The organism is Kribbella sp. (assembly GCF_035655035.1).
Lineage (GTDB): Bacteria > Actinomycetota > Actinomycetes > Propionibacteriales > Kribbellaceae > Kribbella.
Genome location: NZ_DASRVN010000335.1, coordinates 1 through 8300, shown reverse-complemented (window position 1 = coordinate 8300; position 8300 = coordinate 1). Strand labels below are relative to the sequence as shown.

Annotated in this window: 10 protein-coding genes and 2 pseudogenes; 5 read left to right on the top strand and 7 right to left on the bottom strand. The window is 69.3% G+C overall.

The window, feature by feature from the left end; translation table 11 throughout:
- Positions 1 to 307 (top strand): annotated as a pseudogene (locus tag VFF46_RS18875) (maleate cis-trans isomerase); the annotation flags it as partial.
- A gap of 216 nt (positions 308 to 523) precedes the next feature.
- Here the strand turns inward: VFF46_RS18875 and VFF46_RS18870 are convergent.
- Positions 524 to 955, bottom strand: a complete 432-nt coding sequence (locus VFF46_RS18870; RefSeq protein ID WP_325038461.1) for a MarR family winged helix-turn-helix transcriptional regulator — start codon at positions 953 to 955, stop codon at positions 524 to 526.
- A gap of 166 nt (positions 956 to 1121) precedes the next feature.
- On the opposite strand from VFF46_RS18870, the gene VFF46_RS18865 reads away from it, so the two are divergent.
- Positions 1122 to 1541, top strand: a complete 420-nt coding sequence (locus VFF46_RS18865) for an SPW repeat protein (protein ID WP_325038460.1) — start codon at positions 1122 to 1124, stop codon at positions 1539 to 1541.
- An 85-nt stretch (positions 1542 to 1626) separates the two neighbouring features.
- On the opposite strand, the gene VFF46_RS18860 is transcribed toward VFF46_RS18865, so the two are convergent.
- A complete protein-coding gene (locus tag VFF46_RS18860) occupies positions 1627 to 2166 on the bottom strand; it encodes a MarR family transcriptional regulator (protein WP_325038459.1) in 540 nt (179 codons plus the stop codon).
- 63 nt (positions 2167 to 2229) lie between these two features.
- On the opposite strand from VFF46_RS18860, the gene VFF46_RS18855 reads away from it, so the two are divergent.
- The 3 genes from VFF46_RS18855 (at position 2230) to VFF46_RS18845 (ending at position 5229) form a co-directional block, all read left to right on the top strand.
- On the top strand, positions 2230 to 2862 hold the full coding sequence (locus VFF46_RS18855) for an NADPH-dependent F420 reductase (protein WP_325038458.1): 633 nt from the start codon (positions 2230 to 2232) through the stop codon (positions 2860 to 2862).
- A 172-nt stretch (positions 2863 to 3034) separates the two neighbouring features.
- On the top strand, positions 3035 to 3946 hold the full coding sequence (locus VFF46_RS18850; RefSeq protein ID WP_325038457.1) for an SDR family oxidoreductase: 912 nt from the start codon (positions 3035 to 3037) through the stop codon (positions 3944 to 3946).
- Entirely contained in the window at positions 3943 to 5229 is a 1287-nt protein-coding gene (locus VFF46_RS18845) for an MFS transporter (protein ID WP_325038456.1), read from the top strand. Before VFF46_RS18850 ends, VFF46_RS18845 begins: the two co-directional genes overlap by 4 nt.
- A 268-nt stretch (positions 5230 to 5497) precedes the next feature.
- Here the strand turns inward: VFF46_RS18845 and VFF46_RS18840 are convergent, their stop codons facing one another.
- The 5 genes and pseudogenes from VFF46_RS18840 to VFF46_RS18820 form a co-directional block, all read right to left on the bottom strand.
- The gene (locus VFF46_RS18840) at positions 5498 to 6100 is read right to left on the bottom strand and encodes a hypothetical protein (RefSeq protein ID WP_325038455.1); all 603 of its coding nucleotides are present in this window, start codon (positions 6098 to 6100) and stop codon (positions 5498 to 5500) included.
- 290 nt (positions 6101 to 6390) lie between these two features.
- On the bottom strand, positions 6391 to 6675 hold the full coding sequence (locus tag VFF46_RS18835) for a hypothetical protein (protein ID WP_325038454.1): 285 nt from the start codon (positions 6673 to 6675) through the stop codon (positions 6391 to 6393).
- A complete protein-coding gene (locus VFF46_RS18830; RefSeq protein ID WP_325038453.1) occupies positions 6662 to 7213 on the bottom strand; it encodes a J domain-containing protein in 552 nt (183 codons plus the stop codon). Before VFF46_RS18830 ends, VFF46_RS18835 begins: the two co-directional genes overlap by 14 nt.
- Positions 7210 to 7680 (bottom strand): Hsp20/alpha crystallin family protein, encoded by a 471-nt coding sequence (locus VFF46_RS18825; protein ID WP_325038452.1) that lies wholly within the window; start codon positions 7678 to 7680, stop codon positions 7210 to 7212. The genes VFF46_RS18830 and VFF46_RS18825 overlap by 4 nt, the downstream gene beginning before the upstream one ends.
- Positions 7681 to 8042: 362 nt before the next feature.
- Positions 8043 to 8300: pseudogene (locus VFF46_RS18820) on the bottom strand (hypothetical protein); the annotation flags it as partial.

Below are 8300 nucleotides of genomic sequence, written 5' to 3'. Positions count from 1 at the left end.
AGGGGCCGACTACTTCGAATCCCGAGAAATGGACGTCATTGTCCACGGATCGTGTGAGCTGCCGAGCAACCAGCGCAGCATCGATCCGGCGGAGCTGTTCGCGTGGGTGGCGGCCCACACGCCACCGGACGCCGAGGCCGTCTTCCTCGGCGGGAACGGTTTCCGGGCCGTCGGCGTGATCGCCGCACTCGAGGAGGAACTGCGCAAACCGGTCGTGACCGCCAACTCGGCGCTGCTGTGGGGACTACTGCAGGCTGCGCGCACAAGTGCGAGACCGAGGGCGTACGGCCAGCTCTTCGGAGTTTGAACGCAGCGGTACGCCGGGGCCGAACCAACCAGCCCGATCGTTCCGTCGACGACCGGTTGTACTGGCCTGGGAGTCCCGGTACGACGGAGGGGAGCGCCGTTGCGAGTCGGCGTCGCCCGATGACGCGAGATGGGAGTCGTTCCAGGCTGGAGGACGAGCCGTCGAAGGCGAACCTTCTGGTGTTCGCCTGCTCCGTCAGAGGCGGGCAGCGCTGCTTCAGGGTGTTGGGGTGCTGGATGCCGGATCGGGGAGTTGGTCGATCAGTGGGGCCAGCCGGTGCAGTTCCTCGAGGTGGGTGGTGCTGAGTTCGGCGAGCTTCTGCTGGCCGGCCTCGGTCAGGGTAAGCCGTACGGCGCGCCGGTCCGTCTCATCGCGGCTGCGCTCGATGAGGCCGAGCTGTTCAGTGCGATCGATGAGCTGAACGGCGCTGTGGTGCCGGGTGCACAGGTAGTCGGCCAGCTCGCCGACCTTCGGGCCTTGCGGGCCGGAGTGGCCGCGGATCGCGAGCAGCAACTGGTGCTGGGCAGCGGTCAGCCCGACCGCGCCGGCCTGCTCCTCGCTCCATCGGAGGAAGGAGCGCAGCCCGACCCGGAAGGCGAGCAGGCGGGCGTAGTCCCGGTCGCCGAGACGCTGACGGACTGAACCCATTGGTGGCTACCTCCTGGCGTGATAATATCCTAACAGGATATATAGGGGCGAGGTGCGGATCTGACCTCGACGACCCCGGATCGACCGGTCCGGCACACGCCGAAGCCTGGCAGAGCCTCGCTCGCCGAAGGCAATACCTGCTGACTGGAGAAGGTGGTGGCTGAGAATGGCTACCGAGTCGATGCGGACGCACCCTGATCTGATGGCGTTGCGGGCCAAGTACGACGCGGTCGGAGAGACTCAGACGGCGCAGGTCGTCGATGGTCTGACGTTCCTGACCGGTCTCTATCTGGCGATCTCGCCCTGGGTGGTCGGTTTCACCGGGTTCACAAGTCTGACCGGGAACAACCTCATCGTGGGGATCGCCTTGGCGTTGCTCGCGGCCGGATTCGCGTCCGCGTACGGCCGGCTGCACGGCATGGCCTGGGTCGCGCCGCTGATCGGTGTCTGGACGATCATCGCGCCGTGGGTGGTCAGCGGAAACGTGGCGACCACCCGGACCATTTGGAGCAACGTGGTCACCGGCGCGATCGCCGTACTGCTGGGCCTGGGGGCACTGTCGTTCGGGATGAGGCGCTCCCGCTGACCCGTTGCCGCGGTGTAGAGGCGGCGTAGCCGTGGGCTCGTGCTGCTCGAGGGCAGTGCGAGCCCAGGCGCGCTTGCACTGACCCTCAACGCTCGCCGGCGGCGGGCGGCTCGAGGCTGTGCAGGAGTTTGCTGAGCAAGGCGGCGAGCTGGTCGCGTTCGGCCTTGGTGAGTCCGCTGACCAGTTGCCGGGCGTTGGCGAGGTGTTCGGGAGCGCAGGCTTCGAAGGCTGCGCGGCCTCGGTCGGTCAGGCCGATCAGTGCGCCGCGGCCGTCGGTGGGGTCCGGGTCGCGGGAGACTAGCCCGTCGCGGACGAGGCGGTTGACGCGGACGCTGATGGTGCCGGCGGTGAGGTTGAGCTCGGCCATGAGTTGGCGTTGGCTGAGAGGGGCTCCGCCGGTGCGCACGATGGTGGCCAGTACGGCGAAGTCGGCGCCGGTGAGGTCGTGCTGGGCGAAGACCTGCTCCAGGCGGGTGCCGAGTGCCGGCCGCAGCCGGGCGAGCCGCGCCGTGATGGCGATGGGTTCGACGTCGAGGTCCGGGCGCGCGGTGTGCCAGCCGTTGATGACGCCGGCGATCGAGTCGCGGCCCGCGTCCGGCCGAAGGGCGCGATTGCGCTCGTACATGGCCATAGCCTACCGGCACGTCGCCTGTTAAGTTTGGACTCAAACTAGTTTCGGGAGGCGGCAATGCGGGTCGGCGTGATCGGTGCCGGGCGGATCGGCGGGAACATCGCTCGGTTCCTGACCCGGGCTGGGCACGAGGTGCTCCTCAGCTACGCACACGACCAGGACGACCTGGCGAGGCGCGCGGCGGCGATCGGGTGTCGTGCAGGTTCGGTGGCTGCCGCGGCCGGCTTCGGTCCGGTCGTGGTGCTGTCGGTCCCGTGGACCGGCATCGACGCGGTACTGAGCGAAGCGGGCCAACTGCCCGGGAAGATCGTCGTCGACACGACGAACCAGTTCGCGCGCGGTGAGCCGGCGGATCTCGGCGGCCGGACGGCCGCGCAGGTGAACCAGGCTCGGATGCCCGGCGCGCGGCTGGTGAAGGCGTTCAACACGCTGACCGCGGGGTTCCAGGCCGAGGCCGCCGGCCGCACCGGGCCGGAGCGCGTGGTGATGTTCTTGTGCGGCGACGACCCGGACGCCAAAACGGTCGTGGCGGGGCTGATCGCCGACAGCGGGTTCGCACCCTTCGATGTCGGCGGCCTGGCTGATGCGGCCGTCATGGAAGGGCCGCGACGGGCCGGGGCGGTGTACGGGGAGGAGTTCCATCCGGCCGATGCCGAGCGATTCTTCGGCACCGGCGGCGCGGCCCGGTGAGCGGGCCGCGAAGGCTCGTGGTCGGGATCAGCGGCGCCACCGGGATCGAGCGCCTCAGCTACCACGCCACGAAGGTCGTCTACATCTGCCTGCTGGCCGACCGCTTCGCACCTCACGGGCGTCCCGCGGCCTCGGACTTCGCGCACTGCCGGCCGTCAGAGAGAGGACAGTCATGTTCTTGGTCATTGGAGGTCGGAGCAAGATCGGGTCAGCGCTGATCCGCCTGCTCGTCGACTGGGGCGAGCCGGTACGGGCGCTCGTCCGGCGCGCTGAAGGCGTCACGTACCTCCCGGCCGGTGTTGCCGCCGTCATCGGGGACCTGGCGGAGCCGGCCTCGTTGCCCGCGGCAATGGACGGCGCGGAGCGGGTGTTCCTGCTCTGCGGACCTTCGGAGCAGGAGGTGCAGCTCAACATCAACGCGATCGATGCCGCCGAACGGGCCGGTGCCCGGCTGCTCGTACGGAGTTCGATCCTCGGCGCCGACCCGGCCGCGGAGTCGGTGTTCCGCCGCGACCACGGCGCCGCCGATGACTACCTCCGGGCGTCGGGCGTCCCGTACCGCATCGTGCGCCCCAGCCTGTTCCTGCAGAACATTCCGGAAACCACGATTCCCGGCATCGACGCCAGCGGTACCTTCTACGCCAACGCCGCCGACAGCAGGATCAGTATGGTCGATACCCGCGATGTCGCCGCCGTCGCGGCGAAACTGCTCACCGGCCACGGCGCCGACGGCACCGTCCATGACGTCACCGGCCCGCAGGCATTGTCGTACGACGACGTCGCGGCGAAACTGTCGACGGCGTTGGGCCGTCCAATCACCTACACCGACGTCCCCGACGGCGCCGTCACCCAGGCGCTGACCGGACTCGGCCTCAGCCCCTGGATGACCGATGCTCTCGTCGGGCTCTACCAGGATTACAAACACTCCGGTACCGGGGGCTACGCCGCGCAGGTCACCGCAACCGTGCAGGAGGTCACCGGCACTCCGCCACGCACCCTCGACGCCTTGCTCGGAGAAAGCAGCGAACAGCAGGCCGCACCCTCGGCGACATCGTCCCGAGCATCCGCAAGGGAACCAGCGTGAGCGCCGAGGTCGTACCCGCGCCACGCCGCCGGGTCATGCCGAACCTGACCGGGTTCTGGGTGATCGCCGGCCTGTACGGGATGTTCCTGTTCGCCAGCAGCGCTCCGTCACCGCTGTACGTGGTCTACCAAGCGCAGTGGCACTTCTCGGCCACCACGCTCACCGTGATCTTCGCGGTGTACGTCTTCGCACTGCTGGTCGCGCTGGTGTTCACCGGCTCGATCTCCGACCAGATCGGACGCCGCCCGACTCTGCTCGTCGCGGGCATCGTGCAGGTCGTCGCGATGGTGACGTTCGCGGTGGCACCGGGCGTTTTCTGGCTGTCGCTCGCGCGCGTGCTGCAGGGCATCGCGACCGGAATCGCCACCGGGGCACTCTCGGCCTGGCTGCTCGACCTGCAGCCCGAACACCGTCCCGGGCTCGGCCCGACGGTGGGCAGCACCGCGCCACCGGCCGGACTCGCGCTCGGTGCCATCGGCGCGGGTGTTCTCGTCCAGTACGCCCCAGCGCCGACCCACCTGGTTTATTGGCTACTGGTCGCAGTCTTCGCGGCCGGGCTGCTCGCCGTCCTCGCCGTACCGGAGACGATGCCTGCCACGGCATCGTGGCGGCAGGCCCTACGTCCGAAGATCGGCGTCCCGGCCCAGGCGCGCGGGGCGTTCATCGCGGTAACCCCGCTGCTCGTCGCGAACTGGGCCTTGTCCGGGCTGTTCCTGTCCTTGGGCGGCTCGCTCGCCGCCGGCGTGTTGCACTCGCGCAGCCACGTCGTCGGCGGTCTGGTGGTGCTCGCGCTAGCCGGCGCCGCCGTACTGGCGAGCCTGCTGACGACGAAGATCGCCTCTCGCACGCTGATGCTCGGCGGCTCGGTCGCCCTCGTGATCGGACTGGGCATCGCGCTGGTCGGGCTCCACCAGACCTCGACCGGACTGTTCTTCACCGGCAGCGTGCTCGCCGGGCTAGGGTTCGGCCCGGCGTGGATGGGCGCGTTCCGTCTTGTCATCACTGCCTCTCCCGCCGACCAGCGGGCGGCGCTGGTCTCCGCGATCTTCGTCGTCTCCTACCTCGCGTTCAGCGTGCCGGCCATCATCGCCGGCATCGTGAGCACACACCTCGGGCTGCTGACCACCACCACTTGGTACGGCGGAATCGTCATGGTGCTCACCGTCGCCGCGGCCGTGGCGACGCTGTTGCACCGGGAACTCCCAGCTCGAACGCCGCGAACGCACTGCCCCGCCTGCCCCGGCACCACGGCCCCACACCCCACCGCCGCCACGACCGAATGACCTCCACACGCCACCTGGCCGAGCAGCTGAGTGGCCTAGCTGCCGAGGGTCTTCACCGACATCGACTACCCGACCGGCTCCAAGGTGTCTCGTTCCTTGTTCTGCACGGTTCGTCGCAGGACGAGCGGATCCGGCTTGTCCCGGGCGGCGACCTCGCGGACGACGGCGACTCGTCGGTGCTCACCCGGAGGCAGGCTTGGGCGAGCATGAGGGCGAGTGTGTTGAGGATCCGATCGCCTCGCCAGGAGAAGATCACGGTGTCGTTGCCTCAGACAACAAAAAGGTCGCTCTTGAAGCTCGATCCGACGGCAGGACGCCCGGCCTGCGTCGAGTAAGTTCTGCGCCGTCTGATGAGGTAGTTCGGGATATCGGTCGTACCAGGTGCACATCCGCCGACGGATGAGATCCGCGATCTGGCAACCGCCGGCCGCGAACGAAGGCGGCTGCCCACCCTGCTGGAACGGGTCAGCTCGATGGCTCGCGACCGGCGGTCGACGTCGAGCACACGCCAGCGGTGGCCGGCGAAGATGGGCCTGCTGCCGACCAGCACCGGGAAGCCGACCGGGATGGAGCCGAGGGTGCGTCCGCAGACGACGAGCCGGTAATCGTCGGCGATCTGGAAAGCGGTGTAGAAGCTACAGTGATTGACGAGCTGGTCGCACGACTGGGTGAGGACGTCCGCCGTACCAAGATCGGCCAGCAGCGCGAGGAAGCTGGCCTTGCCGATCCGCGAGAACGGTCCATTGGCACCCAAGGCGCCGTACAGGGGTTGGTCCCGATGGCCCGAGCGATCGGGAGGATGCTGGTGCTGACGGCGTACCCAACAACAACTGATCGTCGCCCGCCTCTTCCTGGGCAAGTCGTCGCTCATATCAGCCCGGGACCTGTATCAGGGCCGTCGGGACCTGGGCCGTGATGTGGATCTGGTACGACGGGACGACGCGTTGCTGGGCGTTCTCTGAACCGGCAACCCCGCGGTCATCGCGGCCTCCGTCCGTGCGTCCGTGCGTCCGTGCGGCCGAGCCGCCGTGCGTGGACCGGGTCATGGGTGACCGCTCGACCGGAGAACGCGCACACCTGGTAGACCACCGGCCCGGGGCCAGCGCTCATGCCAGGCGAATGCGAGGGATCCCCGGCGAGCACCGCCAGTTCCAGAATGCGTTACAGCTCCACCAGAGGGGCGGATCCGGCTGCGGAGTGGTCGGTGATGGCGTCCAGGTCGCCGGTGGTGTGGGCTTCTCGGCGGTAGCGGTAGGAGTTGTGTTCGGCGGTGGTGCCGTCGGGGTTGGTGATGTGGTCGACGCCGTACCACTGCGCGACCGTGGCGCCTTTGGTCACTTGGCGTTGATTGCCGCCGCCGGTGGCGAAGGGTTGGGGGCTGTTGCGCCAGCGGGTCTTCCAGATGCCGTTGTCGCAGTAGGTCTCGATGTCGTCAACGGGTGCCATGGTGTGTTCCTCCTGGTGCAGGCGGGTACCACCGCACTGGACCGACCCGAATCGCCGGCCTGACCCGGATCGCCGGCCTGACCCGGATCGCCGGGCCGAGCTGGATCGCGGGGCTGAGCTGGATCGCGGGGCTGAGCTGGATCGCGGGGCTGGACCGGATCGGCACGGACTGGGAGCGCGGCGGGTGCGGCGAAGGTGCGCTGGGCGCGGCTGCCTGGGCCCAGGCCCGGGTCCGGTCGTAGGCGGCGCGGCGGATCGGGTCGCGCAGGGTGGCGTAGGCGTTGAGGAGATCCTGCAGCCGTCGGTCGGCGTCGTTGCCGGATTCGCTGCCGGACCCTCGGCCGGATTCGCTGCGGGACTCTCGGCCGGGCTCGCCGCCAGCGTCGTGGTCGTGGTCGTGGTCGTGGTTGGAGTCTGGTGTGCGGGTGTCGGGGTGGAGTTGACGGACGCGTCCGCGGAAGGCGTGGTCGAGGTCGTCGTCGGAGGCCTCGACGGTCACGCCTAAGACGGCGTACGGGTCCAACGGGCGCGCGGTCATGGCAACTGCCCCTCCGAAGCGTCGGCGTCGATGATGTAGACGGCGGGGCCCGGGTGGGCTTTGGGCGCGTGGATGGTGAGTACGCCGTTGGTCACCGTGGCGGTGATCTTGTCGCCCTGCACCGGTGCGGGTAGCGCGATGGCGTAGTGCACTGGCCCGGTGCGTCGGGTGTGCCGGCGCAGCGGTCCGGTGTGAGCGCGCTCCGGGATCCGGCCGTGGACGACGAGGTACCGGGCGTTCCACTCCACGATCACCCCCGCGGCGCCGGGAAGGTCGACCTCGATCACGAACTCGTCGGCGGTTTCCTCGACGTCGACTCCTGGCGGTGGTTCGCCGCCGGGAGTCGACGCAGCGGTGAGCGCGCGCAGACCGCGGCTCGTTCGGTGGTGGATGTCGTCGAGGTGAGCGAAAGGTTCGGCCGGCAGCCACCGCACGGCCGGCGACTGCCGGACGGCTTCGATGGTCATCGCGCTCACCTCTGCTAATGGGCTCGTATGAATCGGGGTTCACGGGGCCCGGGGTGATGCGGCGGCCCGCTGTGGTGTCGTCCTAGGAAGGACAAGCGGCGAGGCTCAGGAGCCGCCGCGGGTCAAGGGTGTATCAAGTGCGGGCGGCCGCATCACCGGGGCCAATCACGTTCGATCGGTATGGGGCTACCACCTCCCCACCAAGTTTCGTTGCCATGGGCTACATCGGGAGTCATCGCGGCAGCGAGGCCATTCCTCCGGGGCCAGTGCCTGGGAGCGACTACCTGGGAGCGACTACCTGGGAGCGACTGCCTCGGAGCGACTGCGTCGGAGCCGTTGCTTCGGGGGCCGTTGCCGCGGAGTCATTGCGTCCGGTTCGGCGGAGGGCCGCGCTGCCTGCCCGGGGACCGTCGCGCCGGAGGCGTGCCGGTGAGCCGGGGCCGGTGTCCGGGCGGCCACTGGCGCGGTGGCCGCCCGGACCATCCGCCGCCGGGTGGAGACGTCTTCCGGCGCGGCGGTTCTGACGGCGATTCCCAACAGTCAGCGATCAGCGCGTCGAACTCGGCACGCACGAGGTCGTCGTCGCCCAGGACGAGGTCGACGAAGACCTCGGTGAAGAC